The sequence below is a fragment of the Pseudomaricurvus sp. genome, assembly GCF_965662505.1.
Classification (GTDB): domain Bacteria; phylum Pseudomonadota; class Gammaproteobacteria; order Pseudomonadales; family Cellvibrionaceae; genus Pseudomaricurvus.
Genome location: NZ_CBFIHX010000078.1, coordinates 1 through 17204 on the forward strand (window position 1 = coordinate 1; position 17204 = coordinate 17204).

Sequence of the window (17204 nt, forward strand, 5' to 3'; positions counted from 1 at the left end):
TACGATTGATGGGCCGTGGCCATTTTGAAAATCCTTTTTTGTAGATGCTATCCCTGAAACGCTGTCGTCTGCAGCGTCTACTATTCGGCGATTCTACTGGATTTTTATAGCGTTTGGCTACTTTCCCGATCATCCTGAACAGGTCTAAGGGTGGGATGTCGAAAGCCGTAGCAGTTTCGATCACTGGCAATTATTGATAAGGTGAAATCCACCCTATACCGCGATCATGCGGCGATGTAGATTTAGGAGCCAATACCAATGAAAGCGATACTGCTGCCTGTTCTGATTTTCTGGTCTCTTCACCTTTACGCTGATGGCTACCGTCTGGAAACCGTGGTGGACGACATCGGTGTGCCCTGGGGCATGGTCTGGCTAGATAATGGCGATATGCTAGTCAGCAGCCGCAGCGGAGAGATGCACCGTATCAATGCGGAAGGGAAGCGCACCGCAATTGAGGGGGTTCCCGAAGTGCATACCAACAACCAAGGCGGCTTGCTCGATCTGGAACGCCATCCCCGATACGATGTGAATGGCTGGTTGTACCTTTCATATTCCAGTAAAGAGGGCGAAGGCAAAGGCAGTCATACGGCTATCATGCGCGCCAAGCTCGATGGTAATCGACTGACGGATAAACAGGTTCTTTATAAAGCGACTCCCAATACGTCCAGTGGCCGTCACTATGGCAGTCGCATCGCTTTCGACCGTGAAGGCTATTTGTATTTCTCGATTGGTGATCGTGGTGACCGCGACAACAATCCGCAGGATCTGACTCGCGACGGCGGCAAAATTTATCGCCTGACTGATCGCGGCGAAGTCCCGAATGATAACCCCTTTGTTGATAAAGAGGGCGCCATGCCCGCAATCTACTCCTGGGGGCATCGCAACCCGCAAGGCATGGCCATGCACCCTTTGAGCGGAGACATCTGGATTCACGAGCACGGCCCGCGCGGCGGTGATGAAGTGAATTTGATCAAGGCCGGTGCCAACTATGGCTGGCCGATTCTCAGTTACGGTATCAACTATGGCGGCAGCGAATTTGCGGAAGCTGAAACCCGTGAGGGTTACGAATCCCCGGTACATTACTGGGATCCCTCCATTGCGCCCTCTGGCATGACGTTTATCACCAGTGAGCGCTATCCCGAGTGGCGCGGTGATCTTATCGTTGGCTCTCTGAAATTTCGCTATCTTGTGTTCTGTGAAGTGGCCGGTGACAGAATCATGTCCACACAAATCCTCTTCGAAGACATTGGCCGCGTGCGCACTGTGAAGGAAGGACCGGATGGCTATCTGTATGTGGCAACGGAAGATAACGGGATCATTCGGATTGTGCCGGAAGAATCTTAACGCTCAATGTGTTCGTGTTCTTTTTGATTCAGTAACCACCGGGCTTTAATCCACGGTTTAGGATGGTCACTAAAAGAACTTATGGCTCTCTTTCCAGATGGTCTTTAAGCAAACGAGTATTGCGAGTATTGGCTTTGAAGTAAGCATCAAACACATCGCCAACCAGCGGTACCAGACCGCCGACAAAATCAATACCCATGTTCGCCAGTATGCGCAGCTTCACCGACCGGCTGGCGCCGGCACGCTGTGCCTCAAACAGCACGTAACAGGACAGCAACAGACCTGCTACGTCTCCGACAACGGGCAATATGCCGATAATCGCCTCCGCGCCAATGCGAAAGTTGGTAAACGGAACCCGAACGCTGCTGTCGGTTAACCGGCTGAACCTATCCAGCCGCCCCAGCATGGCTTGCTGTTCGGCTTTAGAGAGTTTTGTCATCGTTGTTCTCGCTTGGGCGCTTACATCGGAATTTCATAAAGGCTCGGCTCCAATGTCCTGAAACGCCTGTACCAGCGTGTCGGTTTCCTGAGCACCAGAAATTAAGTACTTTTGGTTGATGATAAACGCCGGCACAGCGGTAACCCCGGCTTGTTGATATGTGGCTTCGTCGTCACGCACCGCGTTGGCGTACTGCTCCGAGTCGAGTACTTCGCGCGCCTGTGTCGGGTCCAGACCAACACTTTCAGCACAGCGTACCAGTACACTGTGGTCGGAAACGTTCTCCGCTCTGCCAAAGTAGGCTTCAAACAGTGCTTGTTTCATCTCCGTCTGACGGTCCTGCTCGTCGGCCCATTTCACCAGCCGGTGACCATCAAACGTATTGCAGGTGAAGCGTTCCTGCAGTTTCTCAAAGTTGATGCCAAGGTCTTTGGCAATCTGCATCATCTGATCCTGATTGGCTCGCATTTTATCCTCGGTGCCGCCATATTTTCGCACCAAAGCTGCCAAAATGGGTTCGCCCTCGCCGCTGTGATCCGGGGTCAGCTCAAATGCGTGCCACTGCACGTTAAATTCATACTCTGGCGTCAACCTCTTCATAGCCTGTTCCAGGCGAGCATAGCCAATTGCGCACCAAGGGCAGGCTATGTCAGACACGATGTCGATTTGAATGTTGTTCATGGGGAATCCTGTGGGTTAATGGCAGGGTAAAGCTTTGGCGTTGTGACGCGTGGGGGTAAAAAAGAGAAATGCTATCGAAGCCAGCTTGGAATTTACTGTTGTTGCTTTTTCAGTTGTCGATGCTCCTGTTATGGCTGTTGCTCCTACTATCGCCGTAGCTCTTATTATCAGAGTTTAGCAGGTCTAGGCAGCTAGCCCCTTCATTCAGCGTCAGCACGGTATTCCTATCTTTGAAGTGGGAGGTCTTACCGTCGATGCCCATCAGCCAGTTTCTTGCAATTTGATGAGAGTCACTACCCAGAGAGAGTTATACCCAAATAGTGAACCCATTTTTACCGGAATTTTTGGTTTGATAAAGCGCGCAGTCGGCATGGTGAATCAGTGTGTCGATGTCGCTGCCGTGTTCTGGAGCAAAGGCAATCCCAATGCTGATATTGACCTGTACCTGGGTGTCGTCCAGATCGATGGGTGGTTGGTTTGCGTCGAGAATTTTTTCCGCCAGGCGAGTCACGTCATCGGGTGAGTTCAGCGTGTCCTGAATCAGGATGGCAAATTCATCGCCTCCCAGGCGCGCGACCTTGTCGGTTTTACGGGTTGCCTGTGTCAGGCGGCGGGCGACTTCGAAGAGTACCTTGTCACCCTTTTGATGACCCAGGCTGTCATTGATGTGTTTGAAATTGTCCAGATCGATCATCATCAACACCAGCGGTTGACCGGAGCGACCGGCCAGGTCCAGAGCGGTTTCGGCGGAGTGTAAAAACGCAAATCGGTTATCAATCTGAGTAACCGTATCGGTGAGGGCCAGTTGCCGGTAGCGGGCTTCACTCTTCTTGCGTTCGGTGATGTCCAGGATCACACCCACCAGCCCGGTGATGGCTTCATCAACCGCGTCAAACGTGGCTTTATGAAAGACCACATCGCGAATGGAGCCGTCGGCGTATTTCACCTGTGCCTCATAGATCTGTTTGCCTTCTGCTTCGAGCAGGGACGCATCAGCGTCGTGGTAGACCTGTGCCAGCTCGGGGTCGAACAGCTCAAACACGGTTTTGCCCACCAGCTCAGATCGCGTCAGGCCGATGTACTCCTCAAATGCCTGATTGCAGCCCAGATAGCGTCCGTCTGAACCCTTATAGAAAATGGGCGCCGGGACGGCATTGATCACGGCCTGCAGGACGGTTCTGTCCTGGCTGGCGGCGCTGTTGGCCTGGTCTGGGGCATTGCTGGCCTGGTCTGGGGCGCTAGTGATCGGAGGATCTGAGATGTCTGACATTCATCTATACCGAAATGATTCTGTTGATCTGAACGACAAGTATAGGGCAAGTTTTGGAAGATTGCGGGGTGGGGGTCTCATTCGACAAGCACTCATCGATTTCTTCTATTTATGCTTGAATGTCAACGCCAAAAGCGGGGTGGTTGGCCCTGGCTTTTGAGTTGCGTGAGATGCTGCCTACTGCCAGCCGAGACTGGCGTAGACACGGGGGAAGCCGACATCGTTGTTGTCGGCTCACCGCGATGACGGGATGTCCCGATTTGCCTCAGGAGTCCGCAGCAGTACGCTTTTGCTTGCGTTTTTTCTTCCGCTTGATAGCCCGTTTGGTGTCCATCTTCCAGTCGAAGTAATAGAACGGTATGCGGTAGAGCCAGTTAAACGAGCGACCGATGGACTCCAGATAGAGGCTCATGAACGCGTCCCGTCCACTCCAGTCGAGCTTGTAGCAGGTGCGCTTAAGGTCCGACAGTCGCTCTGTCAGCGACGCGCCGCGGTCGTAGAAGCGAGCCCGGGCAGTGTCAATCAGGCTGAACTGAGGTGTCTGCTCTGAGCCCGGCTTGTCCGAATCCAGCTTGACCAGAATGTTGCCGCCGGTCAGATCGCGAAAATACACCCCGCGGTTGTGCATCTTCAGCAGGAAATCACACAGAGCGCGAAAAAATCGGTCGCGGGAAATCCCCAGGTGCTCGTTTTCGCCAGCGGCGTAATGCTGAAAGAAGTCCCGCACCGAAGGGATGGCGCCAGCGTGCTCGCACACATACCAGCTGTTGAGGGTATCCTTGTGGGTGTGCCGCTCAAACCAGGCCACCGGTGCCGGCGAATCGATACCCATGCGCAGCAGGCGGCTGGCGCCATTCCAGCTGCGCACAGCTTTGGTGGGCTTAAAATAATCGACGATCTTTTTGTTCCAGCTGAGCCGGTTGGGTTTCTTGATGGCCAGTTTCCGGTCCGGATTAAGCGGGTTCTGGATGGACCAGATGACATTGCGCGATTTGCGCAGGGTATTATCGCCCGCCGGTGGTGCTACCTTGTCCGGGTGCAGAACCTCCAGCAGTTGATCTGCCTCGTCCTGGCTGGCAGCAAACACCATGCCGTGCCAGGTGTCATCGCGATAGTAGTAATCCCGCCCGCCGGCCCGGTTGCTGTACACCGCCACGTCCGACATCACTTCTATGCCGCTGTTGACCGGCACCTGCCGATCCGCTGGCCAGCGCAGGTAGAGCGGCTCTTCGATAGCCAGTGCAGGCTGGTTCGTCAGGGTTTCGCCCAGATGGGTAATGATTTCCGCCTGCTGCAGGTCGGATGGACTGTACAGCTGTGCCAATACCGCGGCGTGGGTGTTGGTGGTCCAGAGCACATGCATGGTATGGCTCTCGGTGGTAAAACGGTGCAGATGCAAGTTGTCGCAGGTGACCACTTCTCCCTGATAGCGGCTGCCGGGAATCAGCCGGTTAAAGGTGGCCATGGCCGCGAACGAGGGCCTCTGTACATAGCGTGTCCAGCAGCCGCTGTTTTCTGTGTACTGCCCCACCAGTTCGTGGCTGGCCGGCTGGCCGGTGCCGTCATCTACCAGTCCTTCTCTCTGGCTGACCAGTGGTCCCCAGTAGGCCCGCTCCAGGTTGCCCGAGGCGGCCGCTAACACCATGTAGCGGGCCAGATAATCGGCTTGTTTTTCTTCGCTGTCCGGCAGTCGACGGCCAATGCGGGGCAGGGTCCAGAACGCGGTGGTGGAATAGGTGCGGTTAATGCCGAAGTGCTCGCTAACCCGATGTAGAACACGAGCCTTTTTGATCAGATTCAGTTTCAGCACGGGTGCCAGCAGGTAGCCGGCCACCGCGTGGTCGAAAACCTCCGGCTGGGTACAGCGTTCCACAAACAGGTTGTTGGTGTGAATGTCCGGCAGCTGGCCCCGGCGCTGCATGGCGCGCAAAAATGCGTAGTTGTAGGGTGGTTCAAAGTCGGTGACATTGGGGCCGGCCAGAGTGATACCCCGCTCGCGCAGCTGCCGCCAGGCTAGCTCCCATACCACCAGAAAGTCGTCCACCTTGCGATAGCCAGACCAGCGTCGGCGATTGATCACATTGCCTACTTCCACCGCCTCCAGACGGCTGCCAAAACGTTCAATGACCGATGCTACAAAGTCACTCCAGTGCTGCTGTGCCTCAGGCTCCGCCATGCGGTTGGCCTCTTCCAGCGGCGGCAACAGGCGCAGCAACACCTGCATCCCCTCATCCAACAGCCGCTCCAGAAACCGCTCTCCGTGGCCCCCCAGGGAGTGGTAGGTAAAGTCCATCCGCACGTGCTGGATGCCCAGCGCTCGCAGGTAGTCGAGCATGGCGGCGTCGGCTTCCGGATCATCCTGACTGGCCACGCACACACCGGCAAACTCCGCGGGCACCTGGCTACCGGGCTGCGCCCGATGGCCGCCGGGCAAGCGCAGCCCGCCGCGCAGCAAATACCACAGACAGTCCAGGTAAAAGCGGTTGTGGGCACGTGTACTGGCTGCGGCAGGGGCAATGGAGTTAGTGGTCATAGGGGATTTGGTTACAGGCATAGGGTTTCAACAGGACGGGCGGGTGGGCTCGCAGTAGGTAAAAGTAAATTAAACTCGAAAGCAGGTAAAAGTAATTAGACTCGAAAATAGGTAAGGGTAATGGGGCGGGAGTCTACCAGTTCTCCCGTAGAATTAGTATTGACCGCACCGGAACCCGTGGCTTTGGGCGATTGTGTAAGGCTGCCCCTCATGGTTGTACCCACGACATGCCTCGATGGCCATTGATCGCCCTACCAGTCAATGGCTTTACCCTGCCAATCCAAGTAATCGATCAGCCCGTCGGGCTTGAGTGAATCCATGACTCGATCCAGACAGTTAGCCACAAACTCCGGCGTGAAGAGTTTTTCCGCAGGTACGTTTGCCTGAAAGGGTTTTGACAGTGGGGTGTCGGTGGTGCCCGGGTGGAACAGCACGAACTTCACGTTACTGGCTCTGCGTGCGTACTCTATGGCCGTGGTCTTCAACAGCATATTGAGCGCGGCTTTACTGGATCGGTAGCTGTACCAGCCGCCCAGTCGATTATCACCGATGCTGCCCACCCGAGCACTGAGAGTAGCGTAGATACAAGATTGCTGACCTTTCAGCACCGGTAATAATTTCGCTGCCCACAATGCGGGCAAGATCGTGTTGGTGTGAAACGTGGCTGACATTGAAGCCTCGCCCAGATTCTCCAAACGCTTTTCCGGTAACTGGGGGTGATCGGTAGAGTGCAGTGTTCCGGTACAGACCATCACACGGCCGATCCGGCCACGAAAGGTTTTTAACTCCTCAACGACTTGATTGATCCCATCCTCGTCTTCTGCTCCTCGCAGCTCCATCAGCGCCGGGTGTGAGAGGCCGATGGGTTGACGGCTCACTGCAATGACGGGATGGCCTGCGGCCAACCCCTGTTGCACAACCGCATGACCGATGCCACCACCGGCGCCAATCACGAGCCAGACAGGCAACTCGGCTTCCGATTTTATTGATTGATCATCAAACCGTGACATAACACCACCACCATTGTGAGAGCACAGCGCATGCTCTGATAGGTTATTGAATAATGAGCGCGGCAGCGCAGCAGCTCCCAGGCGAGAATAAACAGGTACAACACCATCAGTATCAGAGCACGGGTACTGGTGGTGAATGGAGACAGCATCACAAACACTGCAGACAGGGCAACCAGATTCGAAACCAGGCTGGAAGGCGTGTCTATCTGCCAGAGGGTACCTGCGAGAAAGGTCAGAATGATAACGCTATAGGCAACAAACGCTTGCTCGGCGGTTATGCCCCAAGGCAAGGGTAAGAGCAGCGCCGTATAAATAAACGGAATCAGTCCCAGCACGCCTAAACTGAGATCAACGCGGGTTAAGGATCTTCGGACACAGGGATCGGCTGATTTTTCCATGAGTAATGTTGAGTTCGCTATAAGTCATGATGGTTACGTGCAAACGTCAGTGTTAGATCAGCCTGTTGATGTCTTTTGTGAAAACCGATCTCTAATGGCTCAGAGTCAGTTGGTTACGGTATCGTTTGCTTGGCAGGTTGACCTAAAAGCCACGGTCTAATGAACCTTTAAACGCTCCTGTACGTAAGATTCACTAAAATTCTCTCAGGTGATTTATCAATGAAAGTAGCCATTATTGGTGCAGGTATTGCTGGGCTGACTTCAGCGCGCGAATTAACTAGGCATGGTGTCCAGGTCCAGGTATTTGAGAAATCGCGGGGTGTCGGTGGTCGCTTGGCTAACAAGCGCCTCGAATGGGGCAATATTGATATGGGAGCACAGTACTTTACGGCACGGGACGAGCGTTTTCAAAAACAGGTGGATCAGTGGCGGGAGCAAGGCATAGTGGCTTGCTGGCAGTTTAATCCACATTCACTGAGGTCTGGCGAACTTACCACTCGACCAGATTCGACCCCTCGGTTTGTGGGTACTCCGAAGATGAATAGCTTGGCACATGCTCTTTCACAGAATATTGATATTGCCTTTCAGACACGCATCGAGAGGTTGGAGCGTACAAAGGATGGCTGGAGTTTGGTGGCGGCAGACGGCCACGTTATACAAGAGCGTTATGATTGGGTTGTGCTGAGCCTGCCTGCCGAGCAGAGTAAAGTCTTGCTCTCAGGTACGCCTGTTGAGTGTCAAATTCCTGAACAAACTCATGTGCCATGCTGGGCGCTGGCCCTGGCAACGCTGGGGGATGTGCCTGCAGAAATCCAGGGGATTTTTGGCGATGAGGTGGTCTCCTGGGTTTCTCGCTTATCCTCACGTCCACAGCGACATTTTCAGGATAAAGAGTCACGGCAAAAAGGCTTGGGCAATTATGACGATCTGTGGATGCTACATTTCTCCAGTGAATGGTCAACCGCCCACGCTAAAGACTCAGCAGTTAATATCACTCAAGCTGGGCTTGAGTGGCTGTCGGCAGCATTGGAAAAGCATGTCGAAAAACCATTACAGGTCGTCCACGATTTTAAACATTATTGGCGTTACGCCCGGGTAAAAGATGACAAGGCAGCGTCGTCCATTATCGCTGATCGATCAAGTGGTGTCGGAGTCATTGGTGCATGGTCAGCAGGAGGCCGAGTTGAGGGAGCTTATTTATCCGCACTCGATTTTGTAGATTATTTTTTCCATGAAGATAATTAAATGGCTTCCCTCAATGTCTCATAAGAAGCCTCACTTGCCGACCAAAATCTGTCTGACTTGCCAGAGAAATTTTGCCTGGAGAAAGAAGTGGCGCAAAGAGTGGGTGGTCGTCAAATATTGCTCCAAGCGTTGTGCTTCACAGCGAGGCCTCAAGAAGAGGTTTGATAACCAGAAGCGATGTGATAACAAGAAATGATTCGATAAAATGATGCTGGCAAAGAATTATCAAACGGTGCGCTTAATTTTGGGTGACCAATTAAATGCTCAACACTCTTGGTTTGATCGCCCAGATGACAGTGTGCTTTACCTGATTGCAGAACTTAAACAAGAAGCCAGTTACGTTAAGCACCATATCCAGAAGCTCTGTGCCTTTTTCTCAGCAATGGAGATCTTTGCCAAAGAACTGAGTGAAAAAGGCCATCACGTGCTCCATCTCACGCTTGATGATACGGCCCAGTTCAAAAAACTGGAGGATCTAATTGCATCAACCGTTAAGCGGTTTTCTGCCAAAGTATTTCAATACCAGAGGCCAGATGAATATCGACTTCTCCAGCAGCTAAATGCTTTAAAGCTTGCAGATACTATCAATGTTTTTTGCGTCGATAGTGAACATTTTCTAGTACCCTTTGAAGATATGTCGGGCTATGTCAAGCCAAAACAGCACAATCGCATGGAAACGTTTTATCGAAAGATGCGCAAGCGTTTCAGTTTGCTGATGAATGGTGATCAGCCGTTAGGAGGGAAATGGAACTACGATGGTGATAATAGAGAGAAAATAAAACCGAAGGATTTGCAGGATATCCCTCAGCCCTTGCTGTTTTCCAATGATGTTGATGACAAACTGGAGCGTATCAATAAACACAATGTCATCACTTTTGGTCGTTGTGATGACAACCTACTGTGGCCTGTATCGCGTGATCAATCTCTGCAGTTGCTAAAACACTTTTGCGAATATTGTTTGCCTTTGTTCGGACGCTTTCAGGATGCCATGACCTGCCAGCATCCCGATCAATGGACACTGTATCACTCGCGTTTATCCTTTGCGATGAATAGTAAAATTCTGAGTCCTCAGGAAGTGATTGCCGCAGCAGTGGACGCTTACAAACAGTCCGATGGGCTAATTACTTTGCCACAAATCGAAGGCTTTGTTCGGCAGATTCTGGGGTGGCGAGAATATGTGCGTTGTGTGTACTGGGTGAATATGCCCCATTACAGTCAAAGCAATCATCTCGATGCTCAGCGTAATCTGCCTGAGTATTTTTGGGATGGCAACACCAAAATGAACTGCATGAAGCAGGCTATCGATCAGTCGCTGACCTATGCCTACGCTCACCATATACAACGGTTAATGATCACCGGTAATTTTTGTTTGCTGACAGGTATTCATCCCGATCAGGTGGATGCCTGGTATCTTGGTATTTATATTGATGCTATCGAGTGGGTTGAAATGCCCAATACCCGAGGGATGAGTCAGTTCGCCGATGGCGGCTGGATAGCGACCAAGCCATATTCTGCTGGCGGCAACTATGTGAATAAAATGAGTGATTACTGTAAAAGTTGTCACTACAAAGTTAAAGAAAAGTCTTCGGAGAATGCCTGCCCTCTGAACAGTCTCTATTGGAATTTTATGAATCAGCATCGCGATAGATTAGCCAATAATCCCCGTATTGGCATGGTGTATCGCAGTTGGGATAGGCAAAGTCAGGAGAGTCAACAAGCGACACTGGCGCGAGCTAATTGGTGTTTGGAGAATCTGGAAGAACTTTGAATGAGTGAGCTGAAGTATTTTAATTTTGAGTAATGCTTAATTCAACGTGAAGAAAATCTGCCAGAGGGCATCAGAGAGTAAGGTCAGAATGATAACGCTATAGGTAATACTATATATGGGTAATGCTATATATGGGTAACGTTATATATAAGTAACGTTATATATAGGTAACACAATGGGCAATAAACGCTTGCTCTGCGGTTATGCCACATGGCAAGGGTAATAACAGTGCGGTATCAATAAACGGTATCAGTCCCAGCACGCCTAAGCTGAGATCAACGTGGGTTAAAGGTCTTCCTACGCCGAGATCGGCTGAGTTTTCCCTAACCAATGTGGGGGTCGCCGTAAGTAATCATGATGACACGCAAACGGCAGCTTTAGTGTAGCCGGTTGATGTCTTTTTCGATGGGTTTCTCGGTCAACTCAGGTATTGATCGAATACCTCAAGCAACTTGGCTTTCACAAACGGCTTGGCAATAAATGCCTGCATGCCGACTTCCTGACACCGTTGGCGTTGTTCGATTAAAACATCCGCCGTCAGGGCGACAATCGGTAACGTACAGCCTAAGGCTCGCAGCCGTTGTGTGGCCTCCAACCCGCTCATAACCGGCATTTGAACATCCATCAGAATCATGGCGTAGCGGCTGTTGCCGTCGGCATTCAGTGAATCGTGATAGGCGGTGATGACTTCTTCGCCATTGTTGACTATGCGTGGGGTCAAACCCAATTGCTCTGTCTGTTTGCGGATAATGTATTGATTGGTGGGGATGTCCTCTGCGATCAGGATTTCACGTTGATAGTTTCTCTGGTCGTTAGAAAGCGCATCAGAAGACGAAGACTGGTTAAAACTTTGATCCAAATCCTGTGGAGTATGAGTGCTTGCAGATGCCAGTGGAAGCGTCAGTTGCACATCAAAACAGGTGCCTTCGCCCGGCTGGCTGGTCACCGAGATGGTGCCGCCCATGCGATCCACGAGGCCACGACAAATTGCCAGCCCCAGGCCGGTGCCACCGTAGTGGCGGGAGGTAGTGGAATCGGCCTGAGTGAATACCTCAAACACATTGTTCTGTTGTGCCTCTGTCATACCGATACCGGTATCGATCACCTGCAAAGACCAATCGCCATGACGCTGATCGGGCTGCATCTGCAAAGCGCTGACGAGGCGAACCTCTCCGCCGCTGTGGGTAAACTTCAGTGCATTGGCGATCAAGTTGGACAAAATCTGTTGCAGGAGATGGAGATCGCCTACCAGTCGTGCATCGTGAGGCTCACTCTGTATTAACAGCCGGATGGACTTGCCGTTGGCTTCCACCTGAAACAGCTCGCGGATATCCTCCAGTAATTGTCGAACGCTAAATACGGTCTCCTCGACCATTAATTTCTTGGCGTCAATCTTGGAATAATCTAACACGTTGTTGACGATTTGCAGCAGATGCTTGGCGGACCTGTTGGCCAGCGTAGCAAGTGTCGTTTGCTCGTCATCGAGTTCGGTATTTAGTAACAGCTCCTGAGCGCCGAGAATGCCGTGAATCGGCGTGCGGATTTCATGACTCATCACCGCCAAAAAGTCCGACTTGGCCTTGTTGGCCTGCTCCGATAACGCACTCTCCTGGCGCAGACTTTCTTGCAGGGCTTTGTAACTGGAAATGTCCCGGACAATCGCCTGAATAACCGTATGCCCTTCCCAGATCACCGGGCTGAGCAAAACATCCGCATAAAAATCCTCACCGGTCAGGCGTCTGTGTACCCATTCAAAGCGTGTGTGGCCATGTTTTGCAGCCTCCTCGATGTGTTCGAGAGAAAGCGTGAGAGATGATGTGCCGCAGGGTTGAATCGGGGGAGAAAGATCGGAGGGATGCTTGGTGCAAAACTCTTTCAGACTTCCGCAGGCGAAAATTTTAAGGGTTGCGGGATTGCAGTAGGTAAACGTATCCTGATCGAGCACCATCATGGCGTCGCCACTGAGTTCAAATAACCGCTTAAAGCTTTCGTCAGGTAACGTCATATCCCGGTCACTAGGTTGATGGATGTGATGTTCATATGTGCCAATATACTCCTTGAGGGAAGGCGTGGGTAACGAATCTGCTTTCGGGCGCCAGGGATTGGCTGTTTTATTGATCATTGTCAACAACTGCAGGATTTGCCAAACGGTTAATTCCATCGCCACCTTCTTCTCCGCGGTGCCGATCAATCCCTCTACAGCACCCTGTTAGGGCAGCTCAAGCCCTCTTCTAGGTCTGGCAAAATAACCATCTCCACCACCTGCTGTATCCTATTGGGGTGCAGGAAGAGTTCTTTGGATATTCCACCGAATGTATCTGAATGCATCGGGATGCCAGCATCTTTATCGGCTGCCTCGACGACGAATACGCTTACATATCTGATCACTTGCAGTAAGCACCCTTCGACAGGCTCAGGGCGAACGTATCGAGGGGTTCTGCCAAATCCGCTCGCCCTGAGCTTGTCGAAGGGCTTTCTATGAAGGAGCTAAAAGTTGACGGGGAATTAAATTGTTCCCTGCCTGCGTGTCGAGTTAAATTCCGTTACTTTCGGTTAGCTAAAAAGGGCGCTGACCCTTTTAGTCGCTTTAATCTATTCATCCAGTACAGCTCTTAACGCTTTTTCAATTAAGTATCGCGCTTGATTTGTATAGGAGTACACGCAGGCATGCACGGCTGCCTGTTTCCAATTTTCAGCTCCGCACGTTTGACTATACTCCTCGAAGGCGTTTAGACGACGAATCAAATCAGTTAAATGCGGCGGGCATTCGCAATTTAATAAATTTGATAAGGCTTCCGCTTCTATCAGAGCCTCTTCGTCAAACTGCCGTGGCTGGCTGTTGGGTAGCGAAATATCAAATGCTTTACCACTCTGGTTCAGGCTGGATAGATTTGTTGTCAATCTGAGTACTTTATTCACAGCGTCATCGATACGGGATGGCTCAATATTACTTGGTAGCAGAACTATGCCTTGACGCTCTAAAGCTTCCAGGACCTCTTGGTGAGAGTATAAATACAGGACAATCACATGAATTTTTCTTTCACTAATCTTTTTTAGTTGATCAATATGTTTTTGGTTCAGAGAGTTTTTTTGCAGGATCAATAAGTTTTTATCAGTGAGTGTTTTGTCAATTAACTTGGGATCAGATAGCCATTCATCACCATCGGTGTCTGAACAAGTGATAGCCAATTTGGGATAGCGCTTAATGTGAGTTTTGAAATAACGACTCAAACTGATCCCGACCACTTGCGTCTTCAGTGGATCACTTTCGCCCATATCAACGCATTCATCACCGGTCTCCAATAGCAGGCTGGTGAGTGTCTTGGTCGGTAGTTGGGCGATATCACCAATACGCATCCCCTTGTCGATCAGTTTTTTAATCAGCCGCAGGTGATCGATATCGGTTGCGGTATATTCCCGCTGTCCACCCGGGCTGCGTTTGGATGGCCCCAGCTGATAGCGACGCTCCCACATTCTCAGGGTGTTGGCATTGATGCCGGTCATCCGCTCCACTACGCCGATGCTCATTCTCGCTTGTTCCACGTAATAACTTTCTTTGTTGCGTTCTTCCACTCTAATTTCTCTTTGTTGTAAGCGCTGATGCCAATCCAATATGTATAGGTATTGTACATGTATAGGGTGGGATTGACTAAGCCATTTAGCATTTTTGGCGTATATTCTAGAGAATTGTACAAGATAGGTGCTGAAATGTTGGACAACAATATTGATAGCAGGGACGAATTGAATTTTGGCGAATATGCCGAGGTTTGCGGGCAGGGTGCCCTAGGTTCTCACTCCCGTGCTGAGCATGCCCTGCCAGCCAACGATAGCCAGCAGCAAGGTGATTCACTGGTTGATACACTTGATTTAACGCGTGTTAAGTTGGCGTCATTTGGCCTGCTGGACCGTGCCGAGGAGCGTAATTTGGCGCAGGAAATGGCCAATGCTGCCCGGGAGATTGCTTTAATTACAGTCACCTGTGATCGGACTGCGCAGGAGTTACTGAGCCTTTTGGATTCGTCCAGGGACAACACTTTAGATAAAAGCCGGTTTTCAGTCAGCGAACGCTATTATGCCCTTCGTAGAGAGCTTGCTCATCTTCAGAATACAGAGGGTAATGCCGCGGCTGTAACGCTATTGGTGGAAGCACTGCAGGCTGGTAAGCCGCTAGTGACCTCAGTCGATACGCTACCAGCCACGTTAGAGGAATGCATCTCCACTGTAGATTGGCCTGGTCCCTTAATGCTTGCCCTTGCAAAACGCCAAGGCAGTAAAGTTGAAGCGGCTTCGACGCTAGATCTTGCCATCGATGAATATTTTTCAGGCTCTCAAATCCATAGTAATGCTGAGTGGTTGCCTATCGACGGGGCCAAAGCCCAGCTTGATTGCCATGTCAAAAGTTACCTTGATGCGCGCGAGACCCTGGTTAAGCACAATCTGAGATTGATATTCCATGTCGCCAAGCGCTATACCCAGAGACCAGATTATTTGATCGACCTATTTCAGGAGGGAACTTTTGGATTGATGCGGGCGGCAGAGAAATTTCGTCCTGCCATGGGTTACCGGTTTTCCACTTATGCATATCAATGGATTGAATCCAAAATTAGAACCGCTCGAGTCAATATCGATAGGGTGATCACCATCTCCCCTGACTATAACAATGATCTGATCCGTTTGTCACAGTGGGTTGATCACCAAAAAGCTAACGACAAGACAGGGTCTACCCACGATTTATTAAAAGACTTAGGCATAAGCAAAGATCGCCATGATGCGCTGATGCGGATTAAGAATTACAGTTTGTCACTGGACGATAATCCCGCCGAGGGGCTGTCATTACATTCTAAAGTTGCGTCGTCCGATTCCAATTTGTTCGAGTCGGTTGCTGATGAGAGTAGTGCAGAATATTTAAATTCAATTATGAAAATGGTTCTTACAGATAGGGAGAGCTATATCATTAATGAGCGTTTTGGACGTCTTGATAGCGATTCTAAAACGTTTCAGCAGTTGAGCGAAATACTGGGCATTAGTCGAGAGCGTGTTAGGCAGCTCGAAAGTATTGCAATAGAAAAAATGCGTGACTGGATGGGGCGACAAGATCAATTAAGCTTCAATTCCTTGTGACTAAAAATAGTTTTCAATACCAAATTTTCCAAACAGGTTCTGAAAAAACTACTGAGGGAGTTATTATGAAATCATTTTTTCTAGGCGGTTGTAGTCTTGTTATGAACTATCGCTACAACCCGTTTCGTTATCTGGACATGGCATCGAAGCACTCTGTTATACAGGTTCTCGGATGGCTATGGAGTATTATATTCTTATTATCCTATCTGTCTGTTTTTTATTTCAAGGTTATGTGGTCAGCGTACTTTCTCATTGCTGGCGCGGTATTTTTCACTATCTCAGTGCTTAAGTGTGCGCAATCACGTTCCGCTGGGAAAGCATGTATTTCAAACCTTAGTAATGCATCAGCGTGTGTGTGGCAAATGGATCGAGAAGCTTAGAGGGTCCCTAAAAATCTAACGGAGGTTTATGATGAAATATTTTATAGCGTTGACATTAGCACTGACCATTTCTTTAATAGCCAATGCCCAGCCTGAAAAAGAACTCACTTGCCGGGCTTGTCATGGTGCTGGTGGAGGTGCGCCCATAGCACCAAGCTACCCGAAACTGAATGGACAAAATAAAGACTATCTCGTGAGTTCCTTAAAAGCATACCGCGATGGGCAGCGTGCAGGAGGGATGGCAGTGGTCATGACCGCTCAGGCGTCTCAGTTGAGTGATGCCGATATTGAGGCGCTGGCTGCTTACTATTCGTCTCAAAAGTAGTTTGTCTCAAAAGGAATGGTTTATCTCAGCAGGAAGATGTTGAGGTTGCAGCAATAAAACGGACATGAAATTAAGAGGCATATCTTGCCTCGTGCTCAATGACCCTGATTGAGAATGTCCGTTAAACTGTAGCAGCTTCAATCCGTCCACTTTGTATACATGAGCTTTTGGGGTTTCCGCTTTCAGTAACCATCCTGCGACAAACTCAGGGCGGACGGTTTTGGAAAAGCATCTCGACACGTTCACCCTGAGCTTGGCGAAGGGTTAATTGCCCATAAGTCGGGTCTCTATGAACGAGGTTGGTTTAGACTGGCTGGAATTTAATTCCCCCGTTCCCTTGCTGCTTTCTCTTCTCTGAATTTATTCACACAACCTTTGAATCTGCCTGTGAAACGTTTCCAGTGCTCCGCGATTCGGTGAGTTGATTTTCAGTGTGTTGTGAAATTGCAGGGTTGCACTGACATCGTTATTGGCAATGGTTAAGGTATAGCCGTCATACCCCAAATTGGCGGAGAGTTGTTCGTAACGATACTCGTCATCTTTCTGCTCGCCATATTCTTTGATGCGTTCGAAAGCTAGTAGTAACTCCCTCGCTGTGAGCTTAGTATCAGCTGTCATAGTTTTTCACCAATGGGTTGCTGGTAGGGCTTATAAAATATTGAGCTTCATTATTAAAACTACGGGCAGAAC

General features: G+C 50.4%; 15 protein-coding genes. 6 read left to right on the forward strand and 9 right to left on the reverse strand.

Going from position 1 to position 17204, the window contains the following annotated elements; genetic code table 11:
- The first annotated feature begins 258 nt into the window (after positions 1-258).
- Entirely contained in the window at positions 259-1344 is a 1086-nt protein-coding gene (locus ACTG33_RS11430) for a PQQ-dependent sugar dehydrogenase (RefSeq protein WP_439135345.1), read from the forward strand.
- 79 nt (positions 1345-1423) lie between these two features.
- Here the strand turns inward: ACTG33_RS11430 and ACTG33_RS11435 are convergent, their stop codons facing one another.
- The 6 genes from ACTG33_RS11435 to ACTG33_RS11460 all read right to left on the reverse strand — a co-directional run bounded on the left by ACTG33_RS11435 (position 1424) and on the right by ACTG33_RS11460 (position 7675).
- Positions 1424-1783, reverse strand: coding sequence for a DUF4112 domain-containing protein (locus ACTG33_RS11435; protein WP_439135346.1), 360 nt, complete (start codon positions 1781-1783; stop codon positions 1424-1426).
- 33 nt (positions 1784-1816) lie between these two features.
- Positions 1817-2464 carry a DsbA family oxidoreductase gene (locus tag ACTG33_RS11440; RefSeq protein ID WP_439135347.1) on the reverse strand — a complete coding sequence of 216 codons (648 nt, stop codon included), beginning with the start codon at positions 2462-2464 and terminating at the stop codon, positions 1817-1819.
- Positions 2465-2771: 307 nt separating this feature from the next.
- Positions 2772-3734 carry a diguanylate cyclase domain-containing protein gene (locus ACTG33_RS11445; protein ID WP_439135348.1) on the reverse strand — a complete coding sequence of 321 codons (963 nt, stop codon included), beginning with the start codon at positions 3732-3734 and terminating at the stop codon, positions 2772-2774.
- A 265-nt stretch (positions 3735-3999) separates the two neighbouring features.
- On the reverse strand, positions 4000-6288 hold the full coding sequence (locus ACTG33_RS11450) for a lipopolysaccharide kinase InaA family protein (RefSeq protein WP_439135349.1): 2289 nt from the start codon (positions 6286-6288) through the stop codon (positions 4000-4002).
- Between the two features lie 230 nt (positions 6289-6518).
- Positions 6519-7277 carry an SDR family NAD(P)-dependent oxidoreductase gene (locus ACTG33_RS11455; protein WP_439135350.1) on the reverse strand — a complete coding sequence of 253 codons (759 nt, stop codon included), beginning with the start codon at positions 7275-7277 and terminating at the stop codon, positions 6519-6521.
- Positions 7250-7675 (reverse strand): DUF3429 domain-containing protein, encoded by a 426-nt coding sequence (locus tag ACTG33_RS11460; protein ID WP_439135351.1) that lies wholly within the window; start codon positions 7673-7675, stop codon positions 7250-7252. The genes ACTG33_RS11455 and ACTG33_RS11460 overlap by 28 nt, the downstream gene beginning before the upstream one ends.
- A gap of 219 nt (positions 7676-7894) precedes the next feature.
- On the opposite strand from ACTG33_RS11460, the gene ACTG33_RS11465 reads away from it, so the two are divergent.
- Genes ACTG33_RS11465 through ACTG33_RS11475 form a run of 3 tightly spaced genes read left to right on the forward strand, consistent with a single transcriptional unit; the run spans position 7895 to position 10688 of the window.
- Positions 7895-8920, forward strand: a complete 1026-nt coding sequence (locus ACTG33_RS11465) for an NAD(P)/FAD-dependent oxidoreductase (RefSeq protein ID WP_439135352.1) — start codon at positions 7895-7897, stop codon at positions 8918-8920.
- 13 nt (positions 8921-8933) lie between these two features.
- On the forward strand, positions 8934-9116 hold the full coding sequence (locus ACTG33_RS11470) for a DUF2256 domain-containing protein (protein ID WP_439135353.1): 183 nt from the start codon (positions 8934-8936) through the stop codon (positions 9114-9116).
- Between the two features lie 9 nt (positions 9117-9125).
- Positions 9126-10688: a cryptochrome/photolyase family protein gene (locus ACTG33_RS11475; protein WP_439135354.1), complete on the forward strand. Its 1563-nt coding sequence runs from the start codon at positions 9126-9128 to the stop codon at positions 10686-10688.
- A 418-nt stretch (positions 10689-11106) separates the two neighbouring features.
- Here ACTG33_RS11475 and ACTG33_RS11480 read toward each other — a convergent pair whose 3' ends face one another.
- Positions 11107-12849: a hybrid sensor histidine kinase/response regulator gene (locus ACTG33_RS11480; protein WP_439135355.1), complete on the reverse strand. Its 1743-nt coding sequence runs from the start codon at positions 12847-12849 to the stop codon at positions 11107-11109.
- A 431-nt stretch (positions 12850-13280) separates the two neighbouring features.
- Positions 13281-14261 (reverse strand): MerR family transcriptional regulator, encoded by a 981-nt coding sequence (locus tag ACTG33_RS11485; RefSeq protein ID WP_439135356.1) that lies wholly within the window; start codon positions 14259-14261, stop codon positions 13281-13283.
- Between the two features lie 135 nt (positions 14262-14396).
- On the opposite strand from ACTG33_RS11485, the gene ACTG33_RS11490 reads away from it, so the two are divergent.
- Both ACTG33_RS11490 and ACTG33_RS11495 read left to right on the forward strand, forming a co-directional pair.
- Positions 14397-15809, forward strand: a complete 1413-nt coding sequence (locus ACTG33_RS11490; protein WP_439135357.1) for a sigma-70 family RNA polymerase sigma factor — start codon at positions 14397-14399, stop codon at positions 15807-15809.
- 408 nt (positions 15810-16217) lie between these two features.
- Positions 16218-16514, forward strand: a complete 297-nt coding sequence (locus ACTG33_RS11495) for a c-type cytochrome (RefSeq protein WP_439135358.1) — start codon at positions 16218-16220, stop codon at positions 16512-16514.
- A 360-nt stretch (positions 16515-16874) separates the two neighbouring features.
- On the opposite strand, the gene ACTG33_RS11500 is transcribed toward ACTG33_RS11495, so the two are convergent.
- Positions 16875-17132: a DUF3081 family protein gene (locus ACTG33_RS11500; RefSeq protein ID WP_439135359.1), complete on the reverse strand. Its 258-nt coding sequence runs from the start codon at positions 17130-17132 to the stop codon at positions 16875-16877.
- Positions 17133-17204 lie beyond the last annotated feature (72 nt).

Coding starts and splice junctions, on each gene's coding strand:
- ACTG33_RS11500 (WP_439135359.1), bottom strand. CDS start 17,132: ATGACAGCTGATACTAAGCTCACAGCGAGGGAGTTACTACTAGCTTTC.
- ACTG33_RS11490 (WP_439135357.1), top strand. CDS start 14,397: ATGTTGGACAACAATATTGATAGCAGGGACGAATTGAATTTTGGCGAA.
- ACTG33_RS11495 (WP_439135358.1), top strand. CDS start 16,218: ATGATGAAATATTTTATAGCGTTGACATTAGCACTGACCATTTCTTTA.
- ACTG33_RS11440 (WP_439135347.1), bottom strand. CDS start 2,464: ATGAACAACATTCAAATCGACATCGTGTCTGACATAGCCTGCCCTTGG.
- ACTG33_RS11435 (WP_439135346.1), bottom strand. CDS start 1,783: ATGACAAAACTCTCTAAAGCCGAACAGCAAGCCATGCTGGGGCGGCTG.
- ACTG33_RS11450 (WP_439135349.1), bottom strand. CDS start 6,288: ATGCCTGTAACCAAATCCCCTATGACCACTAACTCCATTGCCCCTGCC.
- ACTG33_RS11470 (WP_439135353.1), top strand. CDS start 8,934: ATGTCTCATAAGAAGCCTCACTTGCCGACCAAAATCTGTCTGACTTGC.
- ACTG33_RS11455 (WP_439135350.1), bottom strand. CDS start 7,277: ATGTCACGGTTTGATGATCAATCAATAAAATCGGAAGCCGAGTTGCCT.
- ACTG33_RS11460 (WP_439135351.1), bottom strand. CDS start 7,675: ATGGAAAAATCAGCCGATCCCTGTGTCCGAAGATCCTTAACCCGCGTT.
- ACTG33_RS11445 (WP_439135348.1), bottom strand. CDS start 3,734: ATGTCAGACATCTCAGATCCTCCGATCACTAGCGCCCCAGACCAGGCC.
- ACTG33_RS11465 (WP_439135352.1), top strand. CDS start 7,895: ATGAAAGTAGCCATTATTGGTGCAGGTATTGCTGGGCTGACTTCAGCG.
- ACTG33_RS11480 (WP_439135355.1), bottom strand. CDS start 12,849: ATGGAATTAACCGTTTGGCAAATCCTGCAGTTGTTGACAATGATCAAT.
- ACTG33_RS11430 (WP_439135345.1), top strand. CDS start 259: ATGAAAGCGATACTGCTGCCTGTTCTGATTTTCTGGTCTCTTCACCTT.
- ACTG33_RS11475 (WP_439135354.1), top strand. CDS start 9,126: ATGATGCTGGCAAAGAATTATCAAACGGTGCGCTTAATTTTGGGTGAC.